The following is a 14,851-nucleotide window of genomic DNA, read 5'->3' as shown; positions in this document are numbered from 1 at the left end:
CTCAGCGGCACGCGTCGGAGTGCTGCCCACGCCGGCCGAACCCGCTGCGGCCCTGTCAGTCTGGAGGGACGCATCGACCGGACCCGCCGACGTGGAAGTCTGCCTTGACTACTTCGTCGCCGGCGGGCTTCCCGACCTCGGCCCCTATGTGGACGCGACCCGCTCAATGCGACACGTCCCCCGAGTGCGACTCACGGGTGCCTCTCCCCTCTCGGATGAGGACGCCGTGCAGTGGCGTGACATCCCAGGGCTAGTCCTCGGAGTCGGCGCTGCCCCCACAGCCGCGCCGTGGGGGCTTGTCCCGGAGCCGCGAGATCGCGTGGCGCACTCCTTGGCCGTGGCATACCATCTCGCCCGCGGGGCGCGGCCGGTCCTGGTCACGCGCGCCCTTCCACCTGGACTCGACCCGCGGGTCACCGTCGTGACCTCGGCGGCCGACCTGCTGCACCAGCCCAATCCCTTGGAACCGAGCGAAAAGACCGCTCCCGTTCGCAGCGGTATGCCCGCCGCCGGGCAGTGGACGTTGCCGAGTCCGTCCGTGTCCCTCCGGACGGAGGATGACGTCGCCCCGGTTCGGTTGCTGTTCATCGGTCAGGACCTCTCATCCCTCGCGTCTGAGGCGCGGACCCTGGCAGAGCACCCAGACCTCGAGGTGCACGCAGTGCGGGCCGCCGAGCCAGCGCAGGACGCCCCGCGCACCCCACTGCCCGCCGAGGTGGGTGACGCGGATCTGATCGTCACCGCCTCCGCTGGCCCACTTCTGCAGGCAGTCACACGGGCTCTGCGGCCGGACCAGCGCCTCATCGCTCATGTGCCAGACGGGGTCTTCGACGACCACACTCCGGCGCTCGCCTGGGAACGCTGTGACGCCGTGGTCGTACACTCTCCGATGAGTCGGCAGCGCCTGCTCGAGGTCGAAGGCACCCCGGCAGACCGCGTACACGTTGTACCCCCTGCTCTTGACCTGGAGGGCATGACTCGCCCGAAGGCACACGAAGCGCGCTTCCACCTTGGCCTGGAGACCGCGGACCTGAGCCCTGCCGACGTGGGTTCCGCTTTGCGCCTGCTCCGTCGGCTGCGCGCCGACGACGAACGGCACGTACTTCACCTGCGCGGCCCCTTCCCGTGGGCGGCCGCCGAAACGGCAGGGGACGCGGCCACGGCAGACCAATGGCGCCGCCTGTTCGCGGACATCGGTCTCGAGGAGGCCCTGTACGGCGGCCTGGTCGTGGAGCCTACTGTTGGCCCGAACGCCGACTGGCTACGACGCGTGGGGTGGCTGTTGAATCCCGGGCTGGAGCGCGATCCTGGTTTCTCATTCGTCCCTGCACGGGCGGCGGGCACCGTGCCCGTCCCCCTCGAGGACGAGGACGCGGCCTACGACCTGATCCGCGCCGGGGCATCAGAGGCCGACACCTTCGCCACCCGCTCAGCGGCGGCGCGCCATGATGCACTCCGCTATGACCCCGACATCGTCGCCGACGCATGGTTGACCGTCTTCGCCGATGTACGGCAACGCCCCGAAGGCCCTGCTGCGGCCGGCGTGGACGCTCAGGTCATTCCCGCCACCGAGGACGAAGTGCTAGCAGTCGTCGAAGATGCACTACGCCAGGGGTCCTACGAACGCGCCCTGGAGCTCTTGGACGCCGCGATCACGATCACATCCCGTACGACGGGCCCGGTGAAGGACGCGGAACTGTGGGTCCGCGGTATCACCGCCCTGGACACGCGCCGTCTGACCCACTACCTCCCCCGGACAGACGCCGAGTTCCGCGTGACCCGGCCCCCGTTGCTGATCAGCTCCACAGATGATCACGGCGCCGTCAACGCTCCCTACACCTTGGAGCTCGTGCCCTACCCATTCCGCGACCCGAGGGACGACGGGCCCGCTGGGGTATCGGCCTCTCCTGCCGGAGGCGCAAGCGCAGACGGTGAAGCGTCCCCCGACCGAGGCCCCGTCTCTGCCCTGGGGCGTCTCGTCCGCGCCGACCGTTGGCTCGAGGCCCACGCAGGCGCCATCACCCGCCATGTGCAGAAGCTTGGGTTCGACCACATCGTGGCTCGGGGGCCCTGGTGGGTCGGTTTTGCGGCCGCCCTCGCAGCGGACCGCCTGCGCCTCCCGGCCACATGGGTGGTGACGCAAGCCGAGGACGTGCGCCGAGCCGAACGCGCCCTCGCAACGCCCTACGGTGCGGATGTCCTGGAGCACACTGTGCTACGCACCTTCGAGGGGATGAGCACTGTCGTCGATGAGACCGGGCTCGTAGAGAACAGCACGCTGGCGAGCCGTGTGCCCGTGGTCAAGGGGGCTTTCCCGACCCTCCCGGCCGTTCTCGGAGGCGAGAGGGACGCCCCTATGCCGGACTATGGCGGTGTCGCAGAGGCAGTCGAGCGCAATATCACCGATCTCAGCGCGCTCGTGCTGGGTGCGGAGGACTTCATTGCGTCCTGGGTAGCCACAGGGATGCAGGTGATCGCTCTGGACCCAACCGACCTCCCCTCCGCGATCGGTTTCGACGTGGACCTCGTCGTCGTCGACGGCGCACTCGCCACAGACCCTGCCTCGGCGCCTCTATTCACAGCACCTTCCGCGCGCGAGCGCAGCCGACTCGCCGTCCTCTTCGACACCGCTCGCAGCGTCGGCGCGTCGTCTCTCGTTGTCGGGCATCGGTTGCACGGGTGGCCGAACGAACTGATCCCCACGGTCCGCAAGGCGGACCTTCTGACCGTCGCCGGCCTCGACCACGCCGAGCCCGTACTGCGACTTAATCCGCTGGCCGTGGTCCGCGTCCTCCCGTGTGTGGCGAACCGGCCATGGGAAGACACTCCCGAGCTCTTCCTGCGCGCCCTCGGATTTGCAGTGCGCGGCGCACAGTCGCCGGAAGTCACGGCACTGCAGGGGGGATCCGACACGGTACGCCCCGGCGTCAGTCTGATCCTCGCCACGCATCGCGGGGCAGAGCGCATCGGCGGGATGCTGGACTCTATCTCCGCTCAGACACTGCCCGCCCACTTGATTGAACTTGTGGTGGTGGAGAACGGTGGTGAGCCCGAGAGCCGGGCTGCCGTGGAAGAGTTCGAGGCCCGAACCGGGTTCGACGTGGTCTACCGCTTCCGGGACGAGCCGGGGGTGGGGGGCGCCCGCAACCTCGGACTGGACCTCGCGACGCGCAGCCATGTCACATTCGTGGACGATGACGACTTGCTGGGCCAAAACTTCCTGCTAGCCGCGTGGCTCGCTTCTTCGACCACCAGGGTCGTGCTCAGCAGGCTCTACGACCTGACTCCGGCGGGCGAGATCGTCCAGGAGACGCCGCAATCGAAGAACGTGGACTCCTTGCACGGCGCCTCCCAACCCCTCGAGCTTCGTCCATGGGCCCTGGGCCAGAATGCATGCAAACTCATCCCGACAGACATCGCCCGGGCATGCCGCTACCCCGAAGATCTGCACTCGGGCGAGGACATCGTGTTCATGGCGCAGCTCATGGGACATGATCTGGACTTTGCGCCCGCACTGGAACTGCCCGACCCGGCCTACCTGCGGATCCGACGCGAGAACTCGGTGTCGCGGAGAGCCCTGACCTTCGACTTCTCAGTGACGGAGCGACTGGCGGTCATGGCCGACCTCCGTCAGGTGGCTTCCGGCCTACGGTTGGATACGGAGCATCAGGCCATCACTGCGCTGAGCGGGGCACAGGCCGGTTTCGTGTTGCGCTATCGCAGCTCGCACCCACACGAGGCAGACACTGTGGACGCAGCGATCTTGGCAGCAGGCCTACGCAACCAGTTTGAGCACTTGAAGCCGCTCGATATGGCCACGGGACCGAAAGACTCCCACACTACGGCTTAGTAGTAGTCCCAGCCCGGCGAATCCAATCGACTTGACAGGTACGAAAAAATGACACCCGACATCCGACAACTCGCTTCGGTGCCCTATGTGGAAGAACAAATCGCAGCAGGCACGCTCGATGTAGCTGCGCTTTCGAGCGCGCTGGCTACTGACGAATACCACGGGCTAGTCAATTACTCAGCCAACGTCGGCATCACATCCCCGGCCCGCCGTATGGCTGAAGTCCTCGACCGCCATTTCGAGAATGACGTTCCACAGCCCCTGCGCCCCACCGGAAATGCCGCACGGACTTACGTATCGAATCTCGCGTTCTTCGCTCCACACGTGTTTCTACAGATGGTACGGGACGGGTCAGCGGATCTGAGCGATATTGTTCCCCCACACGCATTCCGGATCGCTGCCTCGCAGATCGCCGTCGAAGGCCTACTGGAACACCTGCATAGTGGCGGACGAGTTGACACGACAGCCGAGATGCAACTCCAGCTCGCCTTCGCTGTTGCAGCTCAGAATGCTTCTGCTCCAGTCGAATCTGAGCGATTGGCTGCACTCCTCACTCTCTCGACACCTGACACTCTGATGGGGCGTCAAGTACGCACCTGGATCCAACTCCGTCGAAGCAAGCTTGCGGCTCCCTCCAGACGGCCCGCGCAAAGCCAGGAAGGCAAACGCATTCGCGTCGCCCTCATGGTGTGCGGCCAACTCCGCGGTTTTGAGGCCGGCCTCGCAGGACTCGCAGACGTTCTCGAGACAGCCGGGGTAGAGATCGATGCATATGTGTCAGCCTGGGATGTGGTGGGTGGCGCGCGAATCACCCGGACCCGAGCTTCTCGCCGTCTCACCCCGGAGGCGACAGAGTTTGTTCTCTCGTCCCTCGACGACTCCCAACTTGAGGAACTGGACCGGGCCGTGCCGACGGACCCTCGGGACGGCGACGTCGGAGCCCTGAAGAGGGCATTAGACGACTGTCTCGGTTTTGCCCGGGAACGGCACGTGCATCTGGCGAGCGACCGCGAATACCCACTCAGTCGCCTGACCGGACCTTCCAAGATGTACTACCACAACGCTTATTGGATCAACACGCTTGGCCCAGACTATTTCTGCGACCAATACGATTTCATTATTAAGACCCGGCCAGATATGCGCTTTGCCGCAGGTAGCCGCCTTGGCCCGGCTGAACTGAGCGCCGTGACATCAGTGGCGGCAGATACTAGCGGATACATTTATGAGGGCTGGGGCTTTGGAATGGGCGACCAGTTCTTTTACGGCCCAGCGAACACAATGGTCGAGCTGCTTGATCTTCCCTTTGAAGGGGCGCTTTCGTCCCAGATCATGGCCGAGTTCGAGCATCGGCGCACCCTGAAGATGGGGCACGTGAACCTTGCAGTCGAGCACTGGCTGCGTGGCGGGCGAGTTGAACCTAGCAATGTGCACCGCGGCGGTTTCCACGAGGTTCGAAAGCTGACCCTGGAGGAACTCCAAGAGTTCCTCCCCGACACCCAGGAGGGTGAAGCATGAGTCCACGCAAAGCGATCGTAATTGATTTGGACAACACACTGTGCGTTGCGCACGGCGGAGACTACGCCAACGCGCAGCCAGTCGCCCCCGTGATCGAGCAGGTGCGAAAAATGCGTAACCTGGGGTACACAATCGTAATTCATACTAGCCGCAATATGCGGACTTTTGAGAGCAATATAGGCCTTATAACCCGCCACACCGTGCCGATCATTGCCGAGTGGCTCGAGCGTCACGACGTACCTTACGATGAACTCCATATCGGAAAACCATGGTGCGGAAATGAAGGATTCTATGTGGATGACCGAGCTATCCGACCTTCCGAGTTCGCACGAATGACAGAACTGGAAATCAAGGAACTAATTAATCGAGAAACCCAGGGGGAAATGCAGTGATCCTAATTACCTCCGCTCAGTATGTGGAAAGTGATCTCCGTGTCGAAGTGGGTCGAATCCCGCCAGTAGCTCTGCCCGTAGGCAACCGAGTTCTCCTATCTTTCCAACTGGAGAAATTGCAAGCACTCCGGCGACCTGATGAACTTCTCCAGCTTTCTCTCCCAGAGGACTTCACGCCCAACTCTTACCTCCTGGAGCTCTTTCACAAGTACGACGTCACCGTCACGCACGTTCCATTGGCACTGGGGCTAGCCGAATCGGTCCTTTATGCAATGAACTCTCATCCGCAGTTCCTAGACCGTGTTGTCATCCTTCATGGGGACACGTTGGCGGACGAGTTTCCCGACGATGAAGACTGCGTGGCGTTGACGCCCGCGCCGTCTGAATACGATTGGGAGCCCGATGTTGCGGCGCCTCACAGGGTGTGGGCCGGCTTTTTCGCATTCGCGTCTGCACCCTTGCTGTCTCAATCGCTGGTGCGCAATATGAGCGATTTTGTCGCTGGAGTGCGCGAGTACGGTGAGTCGCGACCTCCGACGACACCTCTTCTGCATGGGTGGCGGGACTTTGGGCATGTCCATACGTTTTTCGATTCGCGCTCCATGATTTCCACAGCTCGATCATTTAATAGCCTTTCCATCAAGGATGGAATTGTGCGCAAATCCAGCACAATGCCCGGAAAGATGGAACGAGAATTCTTGTGGTTTGAAGCCCTCCCGCTCTCTCTCCGCCCCTTCACTCCCGCCTACTACGGCCGACTAGACGACGGGGGATACGCGCTCGAATTCCTTCCCCAGTGTCCTCTCAACGAGGTTTTCGTTCATGGCCGCCTGGAACAGGGGCGGTGGGCTGTCATCTTCGCCTCTTTCGCCGCCTGGTTCCGTGTAGCGCGCGAAGGCGATCATTCTGAATATTCGGCCCTTAATTCGCGACACTTTCTTCTCGAAGCAAAAACGGATGAGAGATTCAGCAACTATTGCAACAGTCAAGGCTTCGACCCTGATCTTCAAGTTTCTTTGAACGGCACAAGTGTTGGAAGTGCGGCAGAGATCATCGCTGACTGTCTGAATCGCGCCAGACGCCTTCCACTCGTTCCAGGCTTCCTTCACGGCGACCTCTGTCTGTCCAATACGTTCTTTGACACTCGTGCTTCACGCCTACGCGTTCTGGACCCGCGCGGGACCGCTGACGGTACGCACTCCGGCGACCTTGTCTATGACCTCGCTAAACTCGCGCATTCCATCCTGGGTCTGTACGACGAGATCATCGCTGGCGGATTTGCCGTCGGCGAAGGCCCCGAGCGAGGATCGTATAGCTTCACTGTCGAGACTCCCGACAACTACGACCGCATCATCCAGCAGTTTTTCGAGTTTCGATTCCTTCCGGAGGTGGCAACCATTGACGTAGCACCAGTGATGGTGCTGCTCTTTTTCTCGATGCTGCCGTTGCACGCCGACAACCCGGCGCGCCAACGCGCTCTTCTACTCAATGCATTCCGCTGCTACAGCGACTTCGTCGCGTGAGGTGACAAATGTTTATTTTCCCCATGATGGGCAAGAGCTCCCGCTTTTTCAATGCTGGATACACGTCTCCCAAGTACCGCCTGCTCCTGGGTGGACGGACACTCTTTGACCGGGCCGTCTCATCGTTTTCTGAGTACTTTCAGAATCGTTCGTTCGTTTTCGTCGTTCCTTCCGACGGCGAGACCGCATCCTTCGTCCGCGCCTCTGCTCAAGAACTAGGCATCATCGACGTCACTGTCGTAGAGCTCGAGCATGCAACCAGCGGTCAAGGCGAAACCGTTGCTGAAGCATTACGCCAGATAGTCACGCAGGAATCGATTTATATTTTCAACATCGACACTATTCTAACAAATTTTGTTGAGTACAATTATGGCGAGTCTGTGGTCGGCGCTCTGGATGTTTTCGAGGCTGACGGTGAACACTGGTCGTTCGTTATTCCTGGTGCTCAGGACCAGGTAGCTGGGACTCGCGAAAAGGTCCGGGTGTCCGACCTCTGTAGCAACGGGCTTTACTGGTTTCGTTCGGCCGACGACTACCTCAGGGCCTTTGATCATGCAGAAGCTCATTGGAAGGAAGCCGGGGAAACTTATATCGCACCCATGTACAACGTCTTCACCGAGCTTGGGGAGGACGTGCGATGGCGTCGAGTTCCTAGCGATTGGGTCCTGTTGGCGGGCACTCCAGACGAATACGAAGACCTCGCCCGGCGCCTGCAGGACTGACGACCTGCCGGGGCAGCGTCCCCGTGGGACGCCGCCCCCCGTCACCGCCCGAGCACGTGGCGCAACGCGCCCTCCAGCTCGGGGTCGCGCATGACGTAGCCGGAGGCGACCAGCCGGTCCGCCATGACCTTCTGGTCCGCCGCCACGGTCTCGGCCCGGCCCTCCTCCCCCAGCAGCAGACGCGGGCCCGCGTCGGGGACCGGGACGACCGCGGGCCGGCGCAGCACCCGCCCGAGCACGGTGGCGAACTCCTTTGCCGTGACCGGCTCCGGCGCCACGGCGTTCAGCGGGCCGGTGACGCCGTCGTCGAGCACCGCGTGGGCGAAGGCCCCCGCGATGTCATCCGCGCCGATCCAGCTCAGCCACGGGCTGCCGTCGTGGCTCTCCCCGCCCGAGGTCGCGACCGGGCCGCCGAGACCCGCGAGGAACAGCGGCAGCACCTGCTGCAGCATGCCCCCGGCCGGGCTCAGCACCACGCCGGTCCGCAGCATCGCGACCCGCATGCCGACCGCCTCGGCGCGCCGGGCCTCGGCCTCCCAGTCCGCCACGACCTCGGCGAGGAAGTCGTCCCCGGGCTCCAGATCCTCGACGAGGCCGCTGCCGAACGGGCCCGTACCCGCGTCCGCCCCGTAGTACCCGATCGCCGAGCCGTTCACGAGCGCCCGTGCCCGCGCGTCGTCCCCCTCCCGCGCGGCGATCCGGGCGAGCGCGTCCACGAGGGTGCGCGTGCCGCGCACGCGGGAGTCGTGCACGGCCTCCTTGTGCGCGTCCGTGAACCGGCCGGCGATGGGCTCGCCCGCCAGGTTCACCACGACGTCGGCCTCGGCCAGGGCGTCCTCGTCCACGGTCTCCCGGCCAGGGTCCCAGGAGGCCACGCCCGGGGTACCCGCCCGGTCCGGGTTCCGCACGAGCCGGATGACGCGGTGGCCGCCGGTGGTGAGCAGGGCACAGAGCTGCCGGCCGATCAGTCCGCCGGACCCCGTCACCGCGACCGTGCGGGCCGGTCCGCCGACGAGGGGGCCGGGGTGGGCGGCGTGGAAGTCCAGGTCATCGGCCATCACGCGGGCGCGGTAGGCGAACTGGCGGCCCAGCTCCGCCTCGAAGGCCTCGTGGGTGCGGCGCGAGGCCGCGGTGCCCAGACCGGGCACCCGGGACACGAGGGACTCCCCCGGCAGCGCGTACTCGATGTGGTCCGTGACCACCGTGCCGCGTCGCCCGTCCGCCGTGTCCGCCTCACCGGGCGCGGCGTCGTCGAGCAGGTGGGTGTGTCTCCAGGAGGCGAGGGGGCCGGAGACCATCTCGTCCCGGAACATGCGGCCCTCCTCGTAGGCCGTGTGGCGGGCCCGCCACGGCACCGCGGGCGCGGCTCCGCCGGGGAGGCGGGAGGCGACGGCGTCCGGCAGCAGGCCCGTGAGCATCCCGTGGGCCGCACCCGCGAACAGGCCGGCCGCCCCGGGGGCCTGGATGCGCAGCCGCGACTCGGAGCCCACGCGGAGGCCGTCCGTGGGTCCCTGGACCACCTCGCCGGCGAAGGGCGGGGTGAGCCGCTCCAGCGCGCCGGGGTTCTCCAGCCAGCGGAAGACGACCTCACGCGGGTGGCGCAGGAGGGTGCGGTGCTCGAAGACGCGGATCTCGGTCATGCACGCCAGCCTGGCACAGATGGCGGAGACGCGAACACCTGTCCGGGCCGGGCCGTGCAGGACAATGAGGGGATGGACCTGCTTCCCGAGCTGCGCTGGACCGCCGCCGCCCTGCCCGCCACCGAGCTGACCCTCGTGGCCGTCTTCTCCCCCGAGGACCAGACGGTGCGCGCCTCCGGCGTGGCCGTGCCGGAGGACTCGGAGCCCCCCGCCGCCGCGATCGGGCGCCTCCTCGAGACGCTCATGGACCGGCTCGAGGCCCTGGACCCGACGACCGCGGACCGCGAGATGAACCCGCGCCCGGTGGAGCCCCACCCGGGCGTGTCGCAGCCCGTCGCCGACGCCCTGGCGGCCTACGCGGCAGGGGACGTCGCCGCGCTGGACGCCCTCGACGTCACCCAGCCGGGCACCGCGTTCCGGCAGCGGGCGTGGCGGGAGCTGCGCGGCATCGCCCCCGGCTCCCCTGCCACCTACGGCGGCCTGGCCGAGCGGTGCGGGACCCCGCGGGCCGTACGCGCCGCCGGCGGGGCGTGCGCCGCCAACCTGGTGGCCGTCGTCGTGCCCTGCCACCGGGTGGTGCGCGCCGACGGCGCCGCCGGCCACTACCTCTACGGCACCGCCGCCAAGCAGGCCCTGCTGGCCCACGAGGCGGCCCACGCGGGCTGACCGCCGCCCACGCCCCCGGCAACGCCGGTTGAGTTATCACGGGTCCGTGGGCCGAACACCCGTGATAACTCAACCCGCGTTGCGGGCACGAGAAGGGGCCGGGCCGCGCGCTCCACGCACGCGACCCGGCCCCCAGGCGCTCAGACGCTCAGACGCTCAGACGGAGAGCTTGTCCACGATCGCGTTGAGCGTCGCGGACGGGCGCATCACCGAGGTGACCTTCTCCAGCTCCGGCGCGTAGTAGCCGCCCAGGTCCACCGGGGAGCCCTGCACGCCGTTGAGCTCGGCCAGGATGGTCTCCTCCTGGGCCTCCAGCTCCTCGGCGATCGGCTTCGCCGCGGCCGCCAGCTCGGCGTCCTCGGTCTGCTTCGCCAGCTCGCGGGCCCAGTACAGCGCCAGGTAGAAGTGACTGCCGCGGTTGTCCAGCTCGCCGACCTTGCGCTGCGGGGACTTGCCCTCGATCAGCAGGGTGCCCGTCGCGGCGTCCAGGGTGTCCGCCAGGACCTGCGCGCGATGGTTCTCGTTCGCGACCGCCTCGTGCTCGAAGGACACGGCCAGCGCGAGGAACTCGCCGAGGGAGTCCCAGCGCAGGTGGTTCTCCTCCACCAGCTGCTGCACGTGCTTCGGGGCGGAGCCGCCCGCACCGGTCTCGAACAGGCCACCGCCGTTGAGCAGCGGGACGATCGAGAGCATCTTCGCGGAGGTGCCCAGCTCGAGGATCGGGAACAGGTCCGTGTTGTAGTCACGCAACACGTTGCCGGTCACGGAGATGGTGTCCTCGCCGCGGCGGATGCGCTCCACCGAGAGCTTGGCGGCCTCCACCGGGGAGAGGATGCGGATGTCCAGGCCCTCGGTGTCGTGCTCCTTGAGGTACTCCTCGACCTTCTTGATGAGCTCGCGGTCGTGGGCGCGGGTCTCGTCCAGCCAGAACACGGCCGGGGTCTGGGACGCGCGGGCGCGGGTCACGGCCAGCTTCACCCAGTCGCGCACCGGGACGTCCTTGGTCTGGCAGGCGCGCCAGATGTCGCCGGCCTCGACCTCGTGGGAGAGCAGGGTCTCCCCGGCGGAGTTCTTCACGGCCACGGTGCCCGCGGCGTCCATGATGAACGTCTTGTCGTGCGAGCCGTACTCCTCGGCCTTCTGCGCCATGAGGCCCACGTTCGGGACGGTGCCCATGGTGGTGGGGTCGTAGGCGCCGTTGGCCCTGCAGTCGTCGATCACGGCCTGGTAGACGCCGGCGTAGGAGGAGTCCGGGATGACGGCCAGGGTGTCCTGGGTCTGGTCGTCCTTGTTCCACATGCGGCCGGAGGTGCGGATCATGGCGGGCATGGAGGCGTCCACGATCACGTCGGAGGGCACGTGTAGGTTGGTGATGCCCTTGGCCGAGTTCACCATGGCCACGTCCGGGCCGTTCTCGTAGGCGGCGGCGATGGCGGCGCGCACACCCTCGGCGGTCTCGGCGTCGAGCTTGTCCAGGCCGCCCTCGATCGCGGCGAGGCCGTTGTTCGCGGACAGGCCGGCGGCGGCCAGCTGCTCGCCGTACTTCTCGAACAGCTCGGAGAAGTAGGCCTTCACGACGTGGCCGAAGATCACCGGGTCGGAGACCTTCATCATGGTGGCCTTCAGGTGCGCGGAGAAGAGGATGCCCTCCTCCTTGGCGCGCTTGACCTGCTCGGCGAGGAACGCGTCCAGGGCCTTGGCGGACATGAACGTGCCGTCCACGACCTCGCCCTTGAGGACCTTCAGGCCCTCCTTGAGCACGGTGGTCTTCCCGTCCTCGCCGGTGAACTCGATCGTCAGCACGTCGGCGGCCGGCAGCGTCACGGACTGCTCGTTGGCGCGGAAGTCGTCCGCGCCCATGGTGGCGACGGCGGTCTTGGAGTCCGGGGTCCACTCGCCCATCGAGTGGGGGAAGCGCTTGGCGTACGCCTTCACGGCCTTCGGGGCGCGGCGGTCCGAGTTGCCCTCGCGCAGCACCGGGTTCACGGCGGAGCCCTTGACCGAGTCGTAGCGCGCCTTCGCGTCCTTCTCCTCGTCGGTCTTCGGCTCGTCCGGGTACTCCGGCAGCGCGTAGCCGTCCGCCTGCAGCTCCTTGATCGCGGCGCGCAGCTGCGGCACGGAGGCGGAGATGTTCGGCAGCTTGATGACGTTCGCCTCGGGGGACTTCACGAGCTCGCCGAGCTCGGCGAGGGCGTCCGCGGTGCGCTGCTCCTCGGGCAGGACGTCCTTGAACGCGGCGAGGATGCGGCCGGCCAGCGAGATGTCACGGGTCTCCAGCTCCACGCCGGCGGTGCCCGCGTAGGCGCGCACGATCGGCAGCAGCGACGCGGTAGCCAGCATGGGCGCCTCGTCCGTGAGCGTGTAGATGATCTTCGACATGCGGATGATCTCTCCTTCTGGCCGCACTCGAGACGCGGCCCTCGTCGGCAGGGAACGGGTGACTCCCCGCCAATCTACCCGGCGCCTCGGACGCGCCACACCGTGTGTGGCTCGGCGTCAGCGCCCGCGGCCGTCGCCGGTGCCCTCGCCGGGCCCGGCGGGGTCGCTCGGGTACCAGGGGGGCGTCGGGTCGGCGGGGGCGCCCCCCGACGACGGCGGCACGGCCGGTCCGGCGGGCCCGAGACCCGCAGCTCGGCGACGAGGTCCTGGACCTGACCGTCCTGGAGCTGGCGCACCAGGTCGGACTGCCAGCCCGTCTCCATCGCCGCGAAGACGTGGACCGCCGTCGACTTGTCCAGGGGCCGGAACAGCACGGGGACCATGCGCGGCCCGGTCCGGGCCCCCGTCCGGCGGCGGCGCGCCGCGCTCAGCCGTGGAAGAAGTGGCGCGCCCCGGTCAGGTACAGGGTCACGCCGGCGGCCTCGGCCGCGGCCACGACCTCCTCGTCCCGGACGGAGCCGCCCGGCTGGACGACGGCCTTCACGCCGGCGTCGATGAGGATCTGCAGCCCGTCCGCGAACGGGAAGAACGCGTCCGAGGCGGCCACGGACCCGCGGGCCCGCTCGGGGGCGCCCTCCCCGGAGACGTTCTCCGCGCCGCCGGCGCTGCTCACGTCCTGCCCGCCGGTCTGCGCGGCGCCCAGGGTGTTGGCGCGCTCGACGGCCAGGCGGCAGGAGTCGAGGCGGTTGACCTGGCCCATGCCCACGCCCACCGTGGCGCCGTCGTGGGCCAGCAGCACGGCGTTGGACTTGGCCGCGCGCACGGCGCGCCACGCGAAGGCCAGGTCGGCCAGGACGGCGTCGTCGGCGGCGGGGCCGGCGGCGAGGGTCCAGGTGGCCGGGTCGTCGCCGTCCGCGTCCACCGCGTCCGCGATCTGCAGCAGCATGCCACCGGAGACCTGCTTGGCCTCCACCGCGTCCCGCAGGAAGCCCTCGGGCAGGCTCAGCAGGCGCAGGTTCTTCTTGGCGGAGAGGATCTCCAGGGCCTCGGGCTCGAACGCCGGAGCCACGACGACCTCCGTGAACACGTCCTTCACCTGGGCGGCCATGGCGGCGGTGACGGGGCGGTTGGCCGCGATCACGCCGCCGAACGCGGAGACCGGGTCGCACGCGTGGGCCTTGGCGTGCGCCTGCGCGATGTCCGTGCCCTCGTCCGTGACTGCCACACCGCACGGGTTGGCGTGCTTGACGATCGCCACGGCCGGGACCGGGTGGTCGAAGGCGGCGCGCACCGCGGCGTCGGCGTCCACGTAGTTGTTGTAGCTCATCGGCTTGCCGTGCAGCAGCTCGGCCTGCGCGATGCCGGGGGCCGCCGAGGAGTCCAGGTACAGCGCCGCGGGCTGGTGCGGGTTCTCGCCGTAGCGCAGGATCTGCGCTCGCTCGAGGGAGAAGCCGGCGTAGGGCGGGAACACGGGGATCTCGTCGGCGTGCGTGTCCTCGCCGAAGTGGGCGGCGGTCCAGGCGGCCACGGCGTTGTCGTACGCCGCGGTGTGGGCGAAGGCCAGGGCGGCCAGGCGCCGGCGGGCGCGCAGGTCGAAGCCGCCGGACTGGGCGGCCTGGACGACCTCGCCGTAGCGCGCCGGGTCCACGACGATCGCCACGGACGCGTGGTTCTTCGCGGCCGCGCGCACCATGGACGGCCCGCCGATGTCGATCTGCTCGACGACGGCGTCCTCCGCGGCGCCCGAGTTCACGGTGTCCACGAACGGGTAGAGGTTCACGACGACGAGGTCGAACGGCTCCACCTCGAGATCGCGCAGCTGGGTCACGTGGTCCTCACGACGACGGTCCGCCAGGATGCCCGCGTGCACGCGCGGATGCAGCGTCTTCACGCGGCCGTCCAGGCACTCCTGGAACCCGGTGACCTCGGCGACCTCGGTGACGGGCACGCCGGCGGCGGCGATGCGCTGGGCGGTGGAGCCGGTCGAGACGATCTGCACGCCCGCGGCGTGGAGCCCGGTGGCGAGCTCCTCGAGGCCGGTCTTGTCATAGACGGAGATCAGGGCCCGCTTCAGGGGCACCGTGTCCAGGACGGTGGTGGTGGGCTGGGCAGAGGTCACGAGGGGGCGCTCCTTCGAGGGGGTCCGGGGTGCGTCCTCCAGCAT

General features: G+C 67.4%; 9 protein-coding genes. 6 read left to right on the top strand and 3 right to left on the bottom strand.

The window, feature by feature from the left end; translation table 11 throughout:
- The first annotated feature begins 337 nt into the window (after positions 1 to 337).
- From AC3RKA_RS02100 to AC3RKA_RS02080, 5 genes are read left to right on the top strand one after another with little or no spacing between them, the layout of a single operon-like run.
- Positions 338 to 3,850: a glycosyltransferase gene (locus AC3RKA_RS02100; RefSeq protein WP_489727412.1), complete on the top strand. Its 3,513-nt coding sequence runs from the start codon at positions 338 to 340 to the stop codon at positions 3,848 to 3,850.
- 48 nt (positions 3,851 to 3,898) lie between these two features.
- Positions 3,899 to 5,365: a hypothetical protein gene (locus AC3RKA_RS02095; protein ID WP_489727411.1), complete on the top strand. Its 1,467-nt coding sequence runs from the start codon at positions 3,899 to 3,901 to the stop codon at positions 5,363 to 5,365.
- Positions 5,362 to 5,757, top strand: a complete 396-nt coding sequence (locus AC3RKA_RS02090) for an HAD family hydrolase (RefSeq protein ID WP_489727410.1) — start codon at positions 5,362 to 5,364, stop codon at positions 5,755 to 5,757. The genes AC3RKA_RS02095 and AC3RKA_RS02090 overlap by 4 nt, the downstream gene beginning before the upstream one ends.
- 23 nt (positions 5,758 to 5,780) lie before the next feature.
- The gene (locus AC3RKA_RS02085; RefSeq protein WP_489727409.1) at positions 5,781 to 7,280 is read left to right on the top strand and encodes a hypothetical protein; all 1,500 of its coding nucleotides are present in this window, start codon (positions 5,781 to 5,783) and stop codon (positions 7,278 to 7,280) included.
- A gap of 23 nt (positions 7,281 to 7,303) precedes the next feature.
- On the top strand, positions 7,304 to 8,002 hold the full coding sequence (locus AC3RKA_RS02080) for an NTP transferase domain-containing protein (protein WP_489727408.1): 699 nt from the start codon (positions 7,304 to 7,306) through the stop codon (positions 8,000 to 8,002).
- Positions 8,003 to 8,043: 41 nt separating this feature from the next.
- Here the strand turns inward: AC3RKA_RS02080 and AC3RKA_RS02075 are convergent, their stop codons facing one another.
- On the bottom strand, positions 8,044 to 9,642 hold the full coding sequence (locus AC3RKA_RS02075) for a TIGR01777 family oxidoreductase (protein ID WP_489727407.1): 1,599 nt from the start codon (positions 9,640 to 9,642) through the stop codon (positions 8,044 to 8,046).
- A gap of 72 nt (positions 9,643 to 9,714) precedes the next feature.
- On the opposite strand from AC3RKA_RS02075, the gene AC3RKA_RS02070 reads away from it, so the two are divergent.
- Positions 9,715 to 10,308: a methylated-DNA--[protein]-cysteine S-methyltransferase gene (locus AC3RKA_RS02070; protein ID WP_489727406.1), complete on the top strand. Its 594-nt coding sequence runs from the start codon at positions 9,715 to 9,717 to the stop codon at positions 10,306 to 10,308.
- A 156-nt stretch (positions 10,309 to 10,464) separates the two neighbouring features.
- Here AC3RKA_RS02070 and AC3RKA_RS02065 read toward each other — a convergent pair whose 3' ends face one another.
- Together AC3RKA_RS02065 and purH are read right to left on the bottom strand one after the other, a co-directional pair.
- Positions 10,465 to 12,687 (bottom strand): NADP-dependent isocitrate dehydrogenase, encoded by a 2,223-nt coding sequence (locus AC3RKA_RS02065; RefSeq protein ID WP_489727405.1) that lies wholly within the window; start codon positions 12,685 to 12,687, stop codon positions 10,465 to 10,467.
- A gap of 427 nt (positions 12,688 to 13,114) precedes the next feature.
- Positions 13,115 to 14,806 carry a bifunctional phosphoribosylaminoimidazolecarboxamide formyltransferase/IMP cyclohydrolase gene (purH, locus tag AC3RKA_RS02060; RefSeq protein WP_489727404.1) on the bottom strand — a complete coding sequence of 564 codons (1,692 nt, stop codon included), beginning with the start codon at positions 14,804 to 14,806 and terminating at the stop codon, positions 13,115 to 13,117.
- Positions 14,807 to 14,851 lie beyond the last annotated feature (45 nt).

It is taken from the genome of Micrococcus sp. iso_229 (assembly GCF_058072725.1).
This window is presented reverse-complemented; position numbering and strand designations above follow the sequence as displayed.

What these genes read in the sequence shown, in the direction of transcription:
- AC3RKA_RS02095 (WP_489727411.1), top strand. Translation starts at nt 3,899, where the DNA reads ATGACACCCGACATCCGACAACTCGCTTCGGTGCCCTATGTGGAAGAA.
- AC3RKA_RS02090 (WP_489727410.1), top strand. Translation starts at nt 5,362, where the DNA reads ATGAGTCCACGCAAAGCGATCGTAATTGATTTGGACAACACACTGTGC.
- AC3RKA_RS02080 (WP_489727408.1), top strand. Translation starts at nt 7,304, where the DNA reads ATGATGGGCAAGAGCTCCCGCTTTTTCAATGCTGGATACACGTCTCCC.
- AC3RKA_RS02075 (WP_489727407.1), bottom strand. Translation starts at nt 9,642, where the DNA reads ATGACCGAGATCCGCGTCTTCGAGCACCGCACCCTCCTGCGCCACCCG.
- AC3RKA_RS02070 (WP_489727406.1), top strand. Translation starts at nt 9,715, where the DNA reads ATGGACCTGCTTCCCGAGCTGCGCTGGACCGCCGCCGCCCTGCCCGCC.
- AC3RKA_RS02065 (WP_489727405.1), bottom strand. Translation starts at nt 12,687, where the DNA reads ATGTCGAAGATCATCTACACGCTCACGGACGAGGCGCCCATGCTGGCT.